The organism is Actinoplanes sp. NPDC051343, assembly GCF_044455125.1.
Taxonomy (GTDB): Bacteria; Actinomycetota; Actinomycetes; order Mycobacteriales; family Micromonosporaceae; genus Actinoplanes.
Genome location: NZ_JBITEL010000007.1, coordinates 503,528 through 518,334, shown reverse-complemented (window position 1 = coordinate 518,334; position 14,807 = coordinate 503,528). Strand labels below are relative to the sequence as shown.

At 70.4% G+C, this 14,807-nt stretch carries 14 protein-coding genes; 3 read left to right on the top strand and 11 right to left on the bottom strand.

From position 1 onward, the window contains the following. Positions 1–1,938 precede the first annotated feature (1,938 nt). From ACIA5C_RS25370 to ACIA5C_RS25335, 8 genes are all read right to left on the bottom strand, one after another. Positions 1,939–2,217 (bottom strand): hypothetical protein, encoded by a 279-nt coding sequence (locus ACIA5C_RS25370; RefSeq protein WP_396058674.1) that lies wholly within the window; start codon positions 2,215–2,217, stop codon positions 1,939–1,941. Positions 2,218–2,283: 66 nt separating this feature from the next. Beyond that, positions 2,284–2,415 (bottom strand): hypothetical protein, encoded by a 132-nt coding sequence (locus tag ACIA5C_RS25365; RefSeq protein WP_396058672.1) that lies wholly within the window; start codon positions 2,413–2,415, stop codon positions 2,284–2,286. Between the two features lie 364 nt (positions 2,416–2,779). Continuing rightward, the gene (locus tag ACIA5C_RS25360; RefSeq protein WP_396058670.1) at positions 2,780–4,288 is read right to left on the bottom strand and encodes an MFS transporter; all 1,509 of its coding nucleotides are present in this window, start codon (positions 4,286–4,288) and stop codon (positions 2,780–2,782) included. A 69-nt stretch (positions 4,289–4,357) separates the two neighbouring features. Continuing rightward, a complete protein-coding gene (locus ACIA5C_RS25355) occupies positions 4,358–4,924 on the bottom strand; it encodes a TetR/AcrR family transcriptional regulator (RefSeq protein WP_396058668.1) in 567 nt (188 codons plus the stop codon). A 157-nt stretch (positions 4,925–5,081) separates the two neighbouring features. Continuing rightward, positions 5,082–6,698 carry a phospholipase C gene (locus ACIA5C_RS25350; RefSeq protein ID WP_396058666.1) on the bottom strand — a complete coding sequence of 539 codons (1,617 nt, stop codon included), beginning with the start codon at positions 6,696–6,698 and terminating at the stop codon, positions 5,082–5,084. Positions 6,699–6,811: 113 nt separating this feature from the next. After that, positions 6,812–8,050, bottom strand: a complete 1,239-nt coding sequence (gene efeB, locus ACIA5C_RS25345; RefSeq protein ID WP_396058664.1) for an iron uptake transporter deferrochelatase/peroxidase subunit — start codon at positions 8,048–8,050, stop codon at positions 6,812–6,814. Continuing rightward, positions 8,047–9,201: an imelysin family protein gene (locus ACIA5C_RS25340; RefSeq protein WP_396058662.1), complete on the bottom strand. Its 1,155-nt coding sequence runs from the start codon at positions 9,199–9,201 to the stop codon at positions 8,047–8,049. Before ACIA5C_RS25340 ends, efeB begins: the two co-directional genes overlap by 4 nt. A gap of 99 nt (positions 9,202–9,300) precedes the next feature. Beyond that, entirely contained in the window at positions 9,301–10,359 is a 1,059-nt protein-coding gene (locus ACIA5C_RS25335; protein WP_396058660.1) for an esterase-like activity of phytase family protein, read from the bottom strand. A gap of 138 nt (positions 10,360–10,497) precedes the next feature. On the opposite strand from ACIA5C_RS25335, the gene ACIA5C_RS25330 reads away from it, so the two are divergent. Beyond that, positions 10,498–10,914 carry a nitroreductase/quinone reductase family protein gene (locus ACIA5C_RS25330; protein ID WP_396058658.1) on the top strand — a complete coding sequence of 139 codons (417 nt, stop codon included), beginning with the start codon at positions 10,498–10,500 and terminating at the stop codon, positions 10,912–10,914. Here the strand turns inward: ACIA5C_RS25330 and ACIA5C_RS25325 are convergent. The 3 genes from ACIA5C_RS25325 to ACIA5C_RS25315 form a co-directional block, all read right to left on the bottom strand. Further along, on the bottom strand, positions 10,901–11,515 hold the full coding sequence (locus ACIA5C_RS25325; protein ID WP_396058655.1) for a SigE family RNA polymerase sigma factor: 615 nt from the start codon (positions 11,513–11,515) through the stop codon (positions 10,901–10,903). The genes ACIA5C_RS25330 and ACIA5C_RS25325 overlap by 14 nt on opposite strands. Then, positions 11,512–12,117 carry a permease-like cell division protein FtsX gene (locus ACIA5C_RS25320; RefSeq protein WP_396058653.1) on the bottom strand — a complete coding sequence of 202 codons (606 nt, stop codon included), beginning with the start codon at positions 12,115–12,117 and terminating at the stop codon, positions 11,512–11,514. The genes ACIA5C_RS25325 and ACIA5C_RS25320 overlap by 4 nt, the downstream gene beginning before the upstream one ends. 63 nt (positions 12,118–12,180) lie before the next feature. Beyond that, a complete protein-coding gene (locus ACIA5C_RS25315; protein WP_396058802.1) occupies positions 12,181–12,708 on the bottom strand; it encodes a TetR/AcrR family transcriptional regulator in 528 nt (175 codons plus the stop codon). A 173-nt stretch (positions 12,709–12,881) separates the two neighbouring features. On the opposite strand from ACIA5C_RS25315, the gene ACIA5C_RS25310 reads away from it, so the two are divergent. Together ACIA5C_RS25310 and ACIA5C_RS25305 are read left to right on the top strand one after the other, a co-directional pair. Next, the gene (locus ACIA5C_RS25310; RefSeq protein ID WP_396058651.1) at positions 12,882–13,292 is read left to right on the top strand and encodes a hypothetical protein; all 411 of its coding nucleotides are present in this window, start codon (positions 12,882–12,884) and stop codon (positions 13,290–13,292) included. A gap of 10 nt (positions 13,293–13,302) precedes the next feature. Next, complete coding sequence (locus ACIA5C_RS25305) at positions 13,303–14,805, top strand: MFS transporter (protein WP_396058649.1); 1,503 nt, start codon at positions 13,303–13,305, stop codon at positions 14,803–14,805. Positions 14,806–14,807 lie beyond the last annotated feature (2 nt).

Below are 14,807 nucleotides of genomic sequence, written 5' to 3'. Positions count from 1 at the left end.
CCACCCAGCCCACCGACCGGCCAAGCGACACCGACCCGCCCAGCGATGCCGAGCACAACGGCAGACCACGGGCGAAACCGGGAACCCCGACACCACTGGCCGGGCAACCCGTCACCTACCCCACCGATCGGCCGAGCAGGCCGACACCCACCCCACTGCCCGCCCGAGCGTCACCAACCCGCCCAACGGCGGCCGAGCACAACGCCAGACCACGGGCGGGCCGGGGAACCTCGACACACCACAGCCAGGCCCAGCAGACCGCCACCCACACCACCGACCAGTCGAGCGACACCACCCGGCCACCGGAGCCCCGCCGTCGGGCCACGGCACCGCCACGCTGTCGAGCCAAGGCACCGCCGCCGGCCAGGTTCATTCCGACGCAGCAGCCCGAGCGGGAGCCGCACGGACGCCAAGCGAACATGTCCACCGCGCCCCAGGCCAGGTTGGCGCCGGCTGAAGCGACGCACCCAGCAATCGGACGCCGTCGACGGATCCCACAGCTCGCGCCGCATCCCCCACCGACGCCGACTGGACGCGACGCACCCGGCCCGGATATCGAGCAGCTCAGCGCATCGGCGGCGACCGTCCCGCGTGCCCATCCGTGGCGGCCATATCCTCATCACCGGTGACATCCCTCTGCGGGGCGCAATGACCGGATGAGGAAGGCTTCATCGCGCGGTCGGTTGACGCGATCCTCCTCCCGCCATGCCGCGCAGTCCGGGCCACGGCCGCGGCGACCCTCGACTTGAAGATGGCCATCACGACGGCGCACTCGGGCGAAAATACCATCCGAATCGACCGTTCCCGAAGCGGGCCAGAAACTCGGATCAGACCCTTGGGAACAGTAACAGCTTCCCGCACCCGCGAAGGCCGAACAATGGTTGACCTCACCCGCGGCAACTCTATTTTAGGCCCTGCCCGACCGATGGCGCTTACAAGCGGGCGGGCCGGAGGGGCAACTCGCGGTTTCGAATCGGCTCGGACCTCGACCTCCGGGGCAGCCGGCGCCGCGCACGCCTCCACAATGATCGGCGACTGGTCCGAGGCTTGCTGAGCCGAGGCAGCAAACCGCAGGCGGCGCCGCTTCTCGCCGTAGCGTTGGGTCAACCCCCACTCGCGATGCCGCTCGTGATCGCGACGAAACTCCACACCCTCGGCAGAATAGTTTCGCGCGCGGGTGCGGTCGCGCATCGTCGCCAATTGCCCCCGCGAAAACAATTGAAGCTGCCCCATGCGTAAATTATCTCGCAGCAATCTACGCCACGCCAAAATGTCGATCATGCCAATCTAGATGCCCGCCTGAATCATTGTTCTTGACGGGTGTCGGACGGCTTGTCCACGGTAATGTTCGGGAGTACTTCCAGCGGTGGAGGCAACGCGGTGTCACCGAACGGGCCCGCGACGGACCGCGTGAGCAGATCCTCTCGGCCGAGGGCCGTGACTCGGAGCCGTCGGCCGGACCCTCGGCTCGCCGTCGGTCAAGGCAGCCGACACCGTCAGCCGCAACACGCGCGGCTACGACGCGGGTAAGAAATAAGCGACTCATCGTCACCGACGACCCCGGCCTGCTGGTCGGCGTCGCTGTCCTTGCTGGGGGCTTATCAGCGTTTCAGGCTTACGTCGATCCGGTACGTGCTCGACTGGGCTGCCCGCGCGCGCAAGCCACCCCCAACGATGGGTTGACCGCCCACCGCCTGCGGGCTCGCGACTCCGAAAGTCCCCGAGAAACTGATCCGCTGGGCCGCGATCAACCAAACGTTGCGTCGTATCGCCCGCGTCGGGCGCTGCAACACATCCCACTAAAGGCCAAGCGGGCGGTAGCGGACCTCGCTGCCCAGGGCGTGGATGTGCAGCCAAGTGAGGGGCTGGTGTCCGACGCGGGCGTGGGGGCGCTGGCGGCTTCAGCCGCTACAGGGCACCGGCGGAGAGCCGGCCCGGTCACCCGCCACGGCGAGATGGGCCGCTGTGTGGCGCAAGCGACGTCCGCGTCCACTCCAGGTCGGACAGTGCGGCCTGATGGCTCGCCATCGAATGCAGTGTCGGCCACGGCTCGAGGTCTCGGGTGACGACCCGCCTTGCGAACTCGCGCTGAGCCCTGAAGCCCAGTTGCAGCACCCGCGAAGCATCGAGCCCGGCGCCGGACGCGAACGCGGCCAGCCGGGCCGCGCGGTCGGGCGGTGCGGGGAAGCCGCGAGCCTGCGCCCGCGCATCGTCCATGAACGGCATGGTGTACCAGGCCAGGAACCCTGTGTCGTAAAACGGGTCGCCCGGCTCGGCCAGGTCCTAGTCGATGACGCCGGTGACCGCCGACGTCGGGCCCCACAACAGGTTCCACGGGCCCAGGTCGCCGTGCTGCATCGACTCGCCCGGGGCGGGGGGCCGGCGCGCGAGTGCCAGCGGGCGTCCGCCGGGCACGGGTAGGTGGCCATCGCCTCGCGCAACCTTGTGGCCAACCGGCCCAGTTCGGACGCGCCTTCCGTGGTCAGGATTTCGGGTAGGAACGGCCACCCTTGGTCGCGTCCGGGAAGGTACCGCAATTTTTCCCGGCCCGACTCGTCGATTCCGAGCGGTTCCGACACGATCTTCAGGCCGGTGCTCAGCAAATGCCGCAGCAGATCGTGCACCGACGCCCGCCAATGACCGGCCGGACGGCGGACCGTGTCGCCGATCCGCACCACGCCCCGGTCCTGGAGTCCGAACCCCCGCAGGGGGCTTGAAGCGGCATGTACGAGCGGCGGCGCCCTCGGGGGAGCGAGGGCGCCGCCAATAGGGGGATCGCTTACATCGCGGCCGGGGAGGCAGCGGAGTCGGCCACCTCCGCGCGGCTGGCGCGGACCAGCAGGAACGCGATCAGGGACGCCACGCCGATCAGGGCGGCGCTGACCCAGAACGCGACCGTGTAACTGTGCACGGTCGCCACCGCCTGGAGGCCGGGCAGCTGGGACGGACTGGTGATGTCGTGCTGGTGCGCGGTCAGGTAGCCGGCGACCGCCGAGGTGAAGATGGTGTTCAGCAGGGCCGTGCCGAGCGAGCCGCCGATCTGCTGGCTGGTGTTGATCAGGGCGCTGGCCACGCCGGCGTCGTGGTCGGCCACGCCGACCAGGGCGGTGTTCGACATCGGGCCGAAGGTGACGCCGATGCCGAAGCTGATGACGAGTTCGGCCGGGAAGACGTGGCTCCAGAAGCCGGTGTCCACGCCGATCCGGGTGAGCATCACCATGCCCACCGCGGCCAGCAGCAGGCCGCCGGCCATCAGGATCCGCGGGCCGACCCGGGTCAGCAGTTGGGCCGACAGGCCGGCGCCGAGGATGATGCCGAGGGTGAAGGGCAGGAACGCCACGCCGGTTTGGAGCGCCGAGTAGCCCAGGGTGATCTGCAGGTAGAACGTCAGGAACAGGAAGACGCCGAACAGGCCGACGCCGAGCAGCAGGGCCGAAAGGTAGGAGCCGCCCCGGTTGCGGTCGAGGATGACCCGCATCGGCAGCAGCGGGTGCGAGGAGCGCAGCTCGATGATGACGAAGCCGATCAGCAGGAGGCCGGCGGCGACCAGGGATTCGACGGTGGCCGCGGCGCCCCAGCCGTCGCTGCTCGCCTTGGTGAAGCCGAAGACGAGGGCGACCAGTCCGAGGGTCGAGGTGAACGCGCCCGGCAGGTCGTAGCGGGTGTTGCCCTCGGCCCGGCTCTCGCCGACGAAGCGGTACGCGGCCAGCGCGGCGAGGATCGCGATCGGGGCGCTGACGAGCAGGGTCCAGCGCCATGAGGCGTACTCGGTGAGCAGGCCTCCCATCAGGAGGCCGACCGCACCGCCGCCGCCGGCGATGGCGCCGTAGACGCCGAACGCCCGGGCTCGTTCCTTGGCGTCGGTGAAGGTGACCGTGAGCAGCGACAACGCGGCCGGTGCCATGAGTGCGCCGAACGCGCCCTGCAGGGCCCGGGCGGCGAACAGCATGCCCTCGTTGACCGCCGCGCCGCCGAGCGCCGAGGCGGCGGCGAAGCCGAGCAGGCCGATGATGAACGCCCGTTTGCGCCCGGTGTAGTCGGCGATCCGGCCGCCGAGCAGCAGCAACCCGCCGAAGGCCAGGGCGTACGTGGTGATGACCCACTGCCGGTTGGCGTCCGAGATGTGCAGGGCCTTCTGTGCGGTCGGCAGGGCGATCGTGGTGATCGTCGCGTCCAGCACGATCAGCAACTGGGCCACCGCGATGACGGTGAGCGCCAGCCAACGGCGATTTCCTGAATCAGGCGATATATCCGGCGCGACACGAGTGTCAGAGGTGGTGATGGACACGGACGTCCCCCCAATGGGCGTGCGAACAGGAGCCCTCGGGCTGGAGCCCGGGGCAAGCAGTGAGAAAAGCTAGGCTTGGAGCAGCGGCAGGATGATGTCGTCGACCAGGTGGTCGACGAATTCGGCGTCCAGCGGCTCACCCAGGGCGAAGGCGCGCATGAACATCTGGGCGGGCACGATCTCGTCGACCAGGTCGGGGTTGTAGCCGGGACGCAGCTCGCCCCGTGCGAGGGCCCGGGAGCAGATCACCTCGGCGTAGACCGCCTTCGAATCCCGCATCGATCGCAGCTCGGCGGCGAGCTCCGGCTCCGACTGCAGGGCGGCGAACAGACCGGCCAGCAACGGCCCCTGATCACCGTTCATCAGCGTGGCCATCTCGGTGAACCAGGCCACTAGGTCGCCGCGGAGACTCCCGGTGTCCGGGAGGTCCTCCGGCGCGGCCTTGCAGAACTTCACCGCGTCGATGACCAGGCCGGCCTTCGTGGGCCAGTGCCGGTAGAGGGTGGCCTTGCTGGCTTGTGCCCGGGCGGCCACCGCATCGACGCGGAGCCCCTGGTAGCCGCACTCGGCGAGCAGGTCATAGGTCGCCCGGAGGATCGCGCTTTCGCGCTCCTCATCGAGTCGTCGAGTGACCATGCCTACCCCCTCCCGAGAGAACCTACCGGAGACCGATGCGAAACGAAACTGTTTCGTACACTAGCGCGGCCCACCACGTACCTCAAACGCATGTGACGGAGGCGACGCAAACCGAAACGGCGCCGCCCCGAAGGGCGGCGCCGCCTTCGAACTGGCATTACTTCTTGATCGCGCCCGTCGTCGGGTTGAGCACGACCGGCTTCGTGTGCGGCTTGCCACCGAAGTTGAGCATGCCGTTCAGCGAACCCGCCCGGCTGTCGAACGAGTAGTCGCCGATGCGGCCCAGACCCCAGTTGTCCTCGACGAACTTCAGAATCGAGGTCTGGTCGGTCAGGGTGTGGTCGACGTGGTTGACCTTCGACCACGGGCTGATGACCAGCAGCGGGGTGCGCGGGCCATAGCCGCAACGGTCGGCGTAGCCGCCGTTGGCCGACCTGGTCTCGCAGGCAGCGGCGTCGTTGGCCGCGTCGTGCGAGCCGTTGACCACCTTCGGCATCACGTGGTCGTACCAGCCGTCCGAGTCGTCGTAGGCGACGACGACCGCGGTCGACGACCAGAACTTGGACTTCTCCAGCTGGTTGATCTCCTTCACGAGGAAGGCCTGCTCGTCCAGCGGGTCGGAGTAGCCCGCGTGACCGTCCTGGAACTCGCCCGCCTTGAGGTAGCTGACGGCCGGCAGGTTGCCCGCCTTCAGCGCGGCGTCGAAGTCGGTCAGGTCGTACTGGTGGTTGGCCTGGTCGGTGTGGCCGATCGCCTTGACCGAGGACGGCGCCAGGTGCTTCGGGTTGCTCGTCGACTTGTAGTACGAGAACGGGTTGTGGTGGGGGCTGTAGTCCACCACCGAATTGCCACCCACGTTCGTGTGCGTCGCGCCGCAGACCGAGTAGCCGTTGGCCGTGCCGGTCGGCTTGAACCCGCCCTGGAACCAGCCCCAGCTGACGCCGGCCGCGTTGAGCTTGTCACCGATGTTCTTGCCGGTCATCGCACCCAGCGCGTTGGTGCTGGTGTGGTTGTTGTCGGAGCAGTCGTCGAACGCCGGATCGGGGTCGTTGATGACCGTGCCGACACCCTTGGCGTCCGGCGAGGCGACGGTGTACGCGTCGGTCACCTTCTTGCCGGTCTTCGAGTCGACGGCGTAGACACCGTGCGTCTGGCCCGAGATCAGGTTGAGCGCGCCCGGGGTCGACGGCCCGTAGTTGGTGTCGAACGAGTTGTCGTTCAACGAGTAGTTCTGGGCGTAGTTCCAGAGGCCGGTGACGGTGTTGCCGTCGTAGTAGTCCATGACCAGGCCCGGCTCACCGAAGATCACCGGCGCGCCGGTGCAGGTGTCGTGGCCGGTCTTCTGGACGAACTGGTCGATCTTGCCGTTGTCGTACGCCTGCTGCTCGTGCAGGTAGCCGTGGTCCTGGTCGCAGGTCAGCGCCTGCTCGTGGGTCAACCGGCCGGGGTTGTAGGTGTTGGGATTCTTGGTCAGCAGCTGCTTGGAGAGGCCGTTGACCGACGGGGTGCCCTTGGCTGCCTTGAACGTGGTGCCGTCCGTGTTGGCGGCCTTCGGGTAGGTGCCGAAGTAGTGGTCGAACGAGATGTTCTCGTCGAAAAGGACCACGACGTGCTGGATCGGGCTGCGGGCCTGCGGCGCCTTCTTGACCTTCAGCAGCTGCGGGGCCGGCTGGCCCGCGAACGCTGGTGTGGTCGCGGTGGCCGCGAGGACCACGGCGGCCGCTACCGCCCCGATCTTCGTCGTGCGATTCCAGGAGATGGGTCGGAAACCCATGCTCGCCTCCCTGTCACTGTGGATCTCTGCGACAAGGACTCTCGTCTGCGGCCACCGACGATCACCGCCCCCGACGCGACCGGAGGCATAAGTTTGTATGAATCAATCGTGACTTAGGGCAGGCTCAGCATGGCGGAACCCAGGTAATCATTCGCATCTCGGACACCGGGCAGGACCAGGAAGTATCCGCCGCCGACCGGCTGGATGTAGTCGACCAGAGGCTCACCTTCCAGGCGGCGCTGGATCTCGGCGAACTGCTTGTCCGGGTCCTGCTGGAAGCAGACGAAGACTAGGCCCTGGTCGAGGTTGCCGACCTCGTCGATGCCCTTGTCGTAGTTGTACGGGCGGCGCAGGATGCGGCTCGGCTCGCTCTCGGGCGTACGCGGGTTGGCCCGCCGCATGTGGGCGGTGAGTGGAATCGCCTCGCCGACCGGGTCGGCGGCGAAGTTGGGGATGTCCTTCTCGTGGTTGCCGTCCAGCGGTGCCCCGGTGTCGCGGCGGCGGCCGAACATGCGCTCCTGTTCCACCATGCTGACCCGGTCCCAGAACTCGACCAGCATCCGGATGATGCGGACCACCTGGTAGGAGCCGCCGGCCGTCCACGGCTGCCCGGCCGCCGCCGGCAGCCACACGAAACGGTCCATCTGAGCCGGTTGGGTGATCTCCAGGTTGGACGTGCCGTCCTTGAAACCCATCAGGTTGCGGGGCGTGCCCTCGGGCCGCGGCGGATTCACGAACCCGTCGGCCCGCCAGCGGATCTGCATGCCGCCGCGGGTGTGCCGGGCGATGTCGCGCAGCGCGTGCACCACGGTGTCGCGGTGGTCGGCGCAGAGCTGCAGCGAGAGGTCGCCGTGTGCACGCGCCGGGTCGAGGTGGTCGTCCGGGAACATCGGCATCGGGGTCAGTGCGGCCGGCCTGTGCGCGGCCAGACCGAAGCGCTTGTCGAACAGGGACGCGCCGACACCGACGGTCACGGTCAGGTTGTCGGCCGGGACCGTCGGGCCCACCACGCCCGAGTCGGCGGGCGGCCCGGCGATGCCGATCTCCGGCGGGGTGCCTCCGGCGGTCAGGAAGCGGGCCCGGTCGGTGATCGTGCGGAACAGGTCGGTGAGCTCGGCGCGGCCGGAGGCCAGCACGTCGAACGCGACGTGAGTGGCGTGCGCCTGCGCCGGGTTGACGATGCCGGCCTGGTGGACGCCGTGGAAGGCGACCGCCGAGGTGCCGGCCGGTGCGGCGTCGGCCGACCGGTCGCCCCGGGCGCCGGCCAGGGCGGCACCGCCGGTGCCCCCGATCGCCACGCCCGCTGCGCCGGCTCCGATTCCCCGGAGAAAACCACGACGGTCGGTGCTCACTGCGTCCTCCGTACCTCGCCGATCGCGGCGATCGGGGCGAGATCTTCCAGCAGACGGCCGAGCTTGCCGTCCAGTTCCGCACGGTCGTGCGCCGACAACGATTCCAGCGGCGCCCACACGCCGCCCCGGTGGTGGGCGTCGACCAGCCTCTTCAGCTCGGCCAGCTCACTCTGCACGGCCGCCCAGGCCGGGTAGCGCGGCTGCAGTTCGGGCGCGATCGCATCGAGCACCATCTTAGTGCCGTCGAGATTGGCCGACATCACTGCCAGCTCGGCGTGCGCGCCCTGATCCGCGGAACCGCTGAGCTCGAACTGCAAGGTGTTCTCGAGAATCTCGTGCGACCGCAGCGGCAGGTCGTTGGGGTCGGTGCGCTCCTTGTCGAAGCCGCTGCGCAGGCTCGCCACATCACTCGACAAACGGCCGGCCAGAGCAGCGAGCCCGGGCATCGGCTCGTTGTGCCACAGGCCGTACTCGATGCGGCGCAGGCCGGTCCAGCCCTTGTCGTGCACCCCGCCCGGCCGGCCGGCCGGCAGGCCGTCGATGGCGTCGGCCGAGTCACCGAAGGTGTCGTAGGCCGCGCCCAGGCGGTTGTAGGCCAGCTGGGCGGTCAGCCACGCCGGGCGGGACCGCTCACGGTTTCCCGACCCCAATTCCGTACGCAGTGAGCCGACGCTCGCGGCCAGAGAGGCGAGTCCGGCCGCCACGTGCGAACGGTAGATCTTGACCGCGGGCGCCAGGTCGGTCTCCGAGACCGGGGCGACCGCGGCGGCACCCTTCGCCGGACCGTTGCTGATCGTCACGCTCGGCCCGGTCTCCAGGTCGGCGCCGTCGGGCAGGCAGGTGAAAGCGTAGGTGCCGTTGCCGAGCACCAGATGAAACGCGCGGGTCGTGCCGGGCGCCAGCGACTCGATCTCGGCGTAGATGCCGTGGGATGCCGGGTCGACCAGCTCGACCTCCATCGTCACCGAGTCGGTGTTGTTCACGTCGATGGTCTGCTCGCCGCCCTGTGGCCGGTCCCAGCCCACGCCGCACCGGCCGCGCGCGACCTGGACGCCGGGCTCCCTGGGCGGAGGTGACGCCGGCGAACTGCAGGCGGCCGTGGCGGCGACCGTGAGGACCGCCGCCACGGCTAGACGTCCGGCTTGCCGCATTTTCCTCGGCTCCTCATGGCGCACGTGCATCGAGACAGCGGGAAGGATAAAACGTCGCCGGGTCCGCGCCGGATATCCGCGAGAAGGTTCACCGGCTGGTCACCACACGTTCGGCAACCAGGACCGCAGGGTCAGCACCCGGGTGAACTGGGTCGCGCTGAAGTTGTCGTCGCTGACGATCGTGATGACGTCGCCCGCCGGCGTCGGAGTGACCGCCATGCCCTCGTAGTTGTCGAGCAGCGGGTTGGTCTGCGTCTCGCGGGACGGCGCGCCCAGGGTGGGGCACTTGACCAGGTCGGCGATCAGCTTCTTGCGCAGGATCGCCCGGCTCGGCGCGGTGGCCAGGTCGGTCACCGCGCTGACGTCGGCGGCCCGGCTGGTCGTAGGCACCGCGTAGAGCTTGACCGCGTTGCCGGTGTCGGTGCTGAACGACGCCTCCATGACCAGCAGCGAGTCGTTGTCGTAGGCGACGACCTCGGGGATGCGCTGCCCGGCGTCGGCCCGGTAGGCCCACTGCGCGGTCAGCTTCCAGCCACGCCGGCCCAGGTCGTAGACGAGGAACCGGTGCAGGGTGGCGTCGGTGTCGCCGGCGAGCGCACCCTCCATCGCCGCGACGACGCGGTTGCCGGCGGGCGTGATGGTCAGACCCTCCAATGTGGCGTTCGAGGTGGCCTCGCCGGCCGGGGCGACGGCGAACCGGGCCGGCACCGGCAGCGAGGACTTCTGTACGCCGTCCCGCCCGAAGATCCGGATCGAGGGCTCGGTCTCGGAGCTGACCAGGAAGTCGCCGTTCGGCAGCACGGCCAGGCCCTCGTTGTCGGCGGTGGTGCCGTCGTACGGCGTGCCGTCGGCCTTCTCGAGCACCAGCGGGTCGCGGACGATCGCCGGGTCGGCCGGGTCGCGCCAGAACCAGAGGCGGGACGGGTCGGAGCCGTGGTTGTCGACCGAGGACACCCAGGCGCCGGAGCGCTTGTCCCAGGCGACGTTCGACAGGCCACCGACGGTCGCCCCGTCGCGGACCAGCTTGTCGAGGCCGTCGCTGTACGAGACCGCGGTGGCGTCGGGCGCGCAGGTGCGGTTTTCGTGGGCAACGGCCGGGGTGGCCGGCAGCGGGACAGACAGGGCCAGCACGGCCCCGAGCACGAGCGGACGCTTCATGCGGTCCTCTGTATCAGCTCCCGCTGATGTCCGCCCGCCCGGCAGCCGGATATTCGCCGTTTTTTCACTCTGATCTCGTCCGAGCGACGCAGGTCACATTTCCGATGGAAATTCCCGTCGTCAACTAATCTTCTCGGCATGGCTTCGTTCAATGACACGGTGATCGAGAACTTCCGGGCCAACGCCGGCGTACTCGGCGGTCACTGGGAGGGCAAGGAAACCCTCCTGCTGCACACCCCGGGCCGCAAGTCCGGCAAGGAGTTCATCAACCCGCTCGTCGCGGCGCCGGACGGCGACTCGTACATCGTCTGCGGCAGCGCCGGCGGCGCGCCCGCCGACCCGGAGTGGGTGGCCAACCTGGAGGCCCTCGACGGCACCGTGACCATCGAGCTGGGCGCGGAGACGCGGACGGCCGGCTACCGCGTGGTCCGCCCGGGCCGCGACGACGACTGGGACCGGCTGTACGGCATCTGGCGCGCGTACTGGCCCGACGCCGCCGACTACGAGACCAAGACCGACCGGAAGTTCCCGGTCGTCGTGATCACCCCTCGCTGACTCCCCCTGGACGCCGGCCGCGGTCCAGGAAGTCCTCGCCGAGCAGGGAGCGCAGGCGGGGCAGCGCGCGGGCGTTGCGCATCTTGACCACCGAGACGGAGACGCCGAGGATCGTGGCCACGGTGTCGACGCTGTGGTCCTCGGCGTGGCGCAGCACCAGGACGGCTCGGTCCTCGACGCTCAGCCGGGCCAGCGCGTCGACCAGGGCGAGGCGCAGCTCCGGCGTGCCGGCCGCGGCGTCGTCCGGCCGGTCAGGCAACTCGGCCAGCACGACCTCGGAGCCGCTGCGCCGCCGCTGCTGGTCGAAGACGAGGTTCATCAGCACCCGCCGGCTGTAGCTCTCGAGGTTGGTGCCGTTGTGGATCCGGTCCCAGACCGCGTACATCTTGGTGAAGGTGTGCTGGGTCAGGTCCTGGGCCAGATGCCAGTCCCGGCACATCAGGTAGGCGCTGCGGCGCAGCCGGGTGGCGGTGGACTCCACGAACGCCGTGAACTGCTCGTCCCGGACCGCTCTGGCCCGGCGGCGGCCGGCGCCCCAGCCGGTCATGCCTGGAGAACCGGTGCTGCCGGCGGGCCGGGACGACGTCACGGTGTCGGTCACTGGACCCCTCCGACCGGGGCACTCGTCGCGCATTTGCGGCCGTCGATGCGGGCGACGCCGGTCATCGCCGCGTACTGCGCGCGGAAGGCCGCGTACTGCGAGGCGTCCACCAGGCGCAGGCGGAACGACTCCGACAGGGCCTTGGGGCCGGCCGACGCGACGGAGTGCGGCGAGTTCGCCCAGCGCTGGCGGAACCGCTGGTAAGCCTGCTCCCGGCTCTCGAAATGCACGGTGCCCACCCGCGCGTCATCATCCAGCGCCGCCTCCAGCGCCGGCCGCTGCCGGTCGTCGTCCAGGACGATGACCACGTCGGTGGCGTCGCTGTCCACCGGCTCGGCCGAGCAGGACGGGGCCGCCGCCAACATCATCGACAAAGTGACAGTCACCGGCGGATTCGGCGACCGGGACTCGAAGTTGACGCCGGCCACCACTCCCAGCGCCAGGGCGACCACGCCGGCCGTGACGCCGGCCGCGGTCGTCTGCCTGCGCCGGCGGCGCACCCGGCCCCCCAGGGCGATGGCGGCGTGCGCCATCTCGCCGGGATCGGCGCCGGGGTCATGACTGACCGCCTGGTCAAAGTGCTTGCGTAGGTTCGCGTCCACGTCCGCTTTCCTTCCTATCAGTTCGGTCTTCTGCTGATAGGACCGGATGGACAGCCGCTTCGGTCACACCGCCGGGTGTCCGAGGTCGATGGCCTCCGCCGCGAGGGCCGCCTGCTCGAAGGCTCGGGCGACCCGGGCCCGGTGCGCGGCGAAGAACGACTCGGCCGGCTCGCCGGCCATGATGCGGGCCGCGGCGTCGAGATAGCACACTCGGCAGCCGGCCAGGGCCAGCGCCGCCGTCAGCCGGGGCTGCGGCTGGCCGCCCTCCTCGAGCAGCCCCGCCACCAGACCTTCGAGCTCTTCGAGAAACTCGCGGACCCGGGCCCGCAGCGCCGGCGAGTCGATGACGACCTGCCAGAAGCTCGCCATCCGGTCGGCGAAGCCGGCCAGCGGGTGCCGCTCGTCGAGCACCCCGAGAAACACGTCGCGCAGGGCGGTCAGCGGGGCGGGAGAGCCGCGGACGTCGGCGACGATCCGGCCGGTCAGTTCGGGCAGGCGGTCGAGGAACATGTCCTCTTTGCGGGCGAAGTAGTTGAAGACGGTCATCCGGGAGACGCCCGCCGCCGAGGCGATCTCGGAGACGCTCCTCACGATCAAGGCCGGCTCGATCAACGTGCCGACCGCCGAGGCGCTCGATCGGCGCGGCCTGGTGCCACGCGTCGAGCAGGCGCAGAGGGCGCAGCAGGCCAGGATCCTCGAATTTCTCAAGGCACAGGGCCGAACGATGCCGGCACACCAGCGAGCGGCACCCGATCGGCGCGTGGGTGCTCGACTGGAGCCGGGCCCAGGTCGAGATCATGCATCCGGGGCCGTACCACCGGGCGATCCGTTCGGTGGTGGCCGACCTGGCCGCGACCCGCGACGGCACGATGTATCTGGGCACCAGCATCTCCGGGCTGTGTCAGCGATACGACCTCGGCAGCGACCACGATCTGGTGGGCCGCAGCGCGCCCGAGCTCGTGCTGGCCGACGGGCGGCGGCTGGCCGAGTTGCTGCACGACGGCCGGGGCGTGCTGCTCGGCGACTTCCACGTCGAGGACGACCGTCTCCGCGTGGCGAAGACCGAAGGGCCGGCCATGCTCGTACGCCCGGACGGCATCGTGGCCTGGGTCGAGGGCGACGGCGACCTCGAGTCGGCGCTGCGGCGGTGGTTCGGCGGCGTACTCCCGGGGTAGGCAGTGGCCGATGGGCTCCCGACGGCTGGCCGTCACCGTGATGTGTGTCGGCTATTTCCTGGTCCTGCTCGATGTCAGCATCGTCAACGTGGCGTTGCCGGGCATCGGCAGCGACCTGCGGGCCGGCGTCGGCGCCCTGCAGTGGACCGTCGACGCCTACGCGGTGGCCCTGGCCGCGCTGATGCTGACCGCGGGCACGCTGGGCGACCTCTACGGCCACAAGCGCATCGTGCTCGCCGGGCTGGCGCTGTTCGGCGCCGGTTCGGCCGGGTGCGCGCTGGCGCCGACCGCGGGCGTGCTGGTCGGTTTCCGGGCGCTCTCCGGGGTCGGCGCGGCGCTGCTGCTACCGGGCACGCTGGCGATCATCACCCGGACGGTGCCGGACCGCCGCGACCAGGCCCGGGCGATCGGCCTGTGGGCCGGCGTCGGCAGCGTCGCCCTGCCGGCCGGTCCGGTGCTCGGCGGCGCACTGGTCGACGGCCCGGGCTGGCGCTGGGTGTTCTGGATCAACGTCCCGATCGTGCTGGTCGGGGGCCTGGTCACGGCGCGGGTGATCGCAGAGAGCCGCGAGCGGACGAGCCGGCGCCCGGACGTGGCCGGGATGGGCCTGGCCGCGGTCACCCTGGCCGCGGTCGTCTACGCATTCATTTCGCGCGGCAACCCGATCGCCATCGGCGTCGCCCTCGCCGCCGCAGTCCTCCTGGTGATCTCAGAGCGACGCCTCGCCGGCCCGCCGCCCGGCCCGTCGCCCCGCCCGCCCGTGTTCGGGCCGGTGCCCCGGCCACCCGCAAATCCGCCGACGTCCCAGCCGCCCGCGGCCGCGACGGCGCCCCGGCCGGCCGCAAACTCGCCGGGGCCCCGGCCGCCTGCGATCGAGCCGATGCTGCCGGTGGCTCTTCTGCGGGAGCGCGGCTTCCTGGTGGCCAACGCGGTGGCCGGCGCGATGAACCTGGGCACGCTCGGTCTGCTCTTCGTGGTCACGCTGTTTCTTCAGCGGGTGCAGGGCCGGTCGGCGCTGTCCGCCGGGCTCGCCCTCCTGCCCCTTTTCCTGCCGCTCAGCGTGCTCGCGCCGTTCGCCGGGCGGGTGACCGCGCGGTACGGCCCGCGCCGGCCCATGGTGGCCGGCCTGGTCGTGGCGGCGGGCGGGGCGGCCTGGCTGGTCTTCGCCGGGACCGTCGTGATGACGCCAGGCCTGCTGCTCTGGGGCATCGGCCTCGGCGTGCTCACCCCGGCGGTGGTCGCGGCGGCCGTTCGCGCGGCCCCCGCCGACCGGGCCGGCCTCGCCTCGGCGGCCAACAACACCGCCCGGCAGGCGGGCGGGGCGGTCGGCATCGCGGCGTACGGTGCCCTGGCCGGCGACTCGGGAGCCGGCGGCCTGCACCTCGTTGCCGGGATCACCGCGGTGCTGTTCGTCGTGACGGCCGCGATCGTGCTGGTGACCATCGATCGTGATCATGCGGGGCGGGAAGCACCGGCGGGTAACCGGCCGGCACCCGAACCACACCGGTCGTAATC

Bases quoted from the DNA above. Each gene is read 5' to 3' on its own strand.
- ACIA5C_RS25370 (WP_396058674.1), bottom strand. From the start codon at position 2,217: ATGGACGATGCGCGGGCGCAGGCTCGCGGCTTCCCCGCACCGCCCGAC.
- ACIA5C_RS25355 (WP_396058668.1), bottom strand. From the start codon at position 4,924: ATGGTCACTCGACGACTCGATGAGGAGCGCGAAAGCGCGATCCTCCGG.
- ACIA5C_RS25350 (WP_396058666.1), bottom strand. From the start codon at position 6,698: ATGGGTTTCCGACCCATCTCCTGGAATCGCACGACGAAGATCGGGGCG.
- ACIA5C_RS25340 (WP_396058662.1), bottom strand. From the start codon at position 9,201: ATGCGGCAAGCCGGACGTCTAGCCGTGGCGGCGGTCCTCACGGTCGCC.
- ACIA5C_RS25335 (WP_396058660.1), bottom strand. From the start codon at position 10,359: ATGAAGCGTCCGCTCGTGCTCGGGGCCGTGCTGGCCCTGTCTGTCCCG.
- ACIA5C_RS25330 (WP_396058658.1), top strand. From the start codon at position 10,498: ATGGCTTCGTTCAATGACACGGTGATCGAGAACTTCCGGGCCAACGCC.
- ACIA5C_RS25305 (WP_396058649.1), top strand. From the start codon at position 13,303: ATGGGCTCCCGACGGCTGGCCGTCACCGTGATGTGTGTCGGCTATTTC.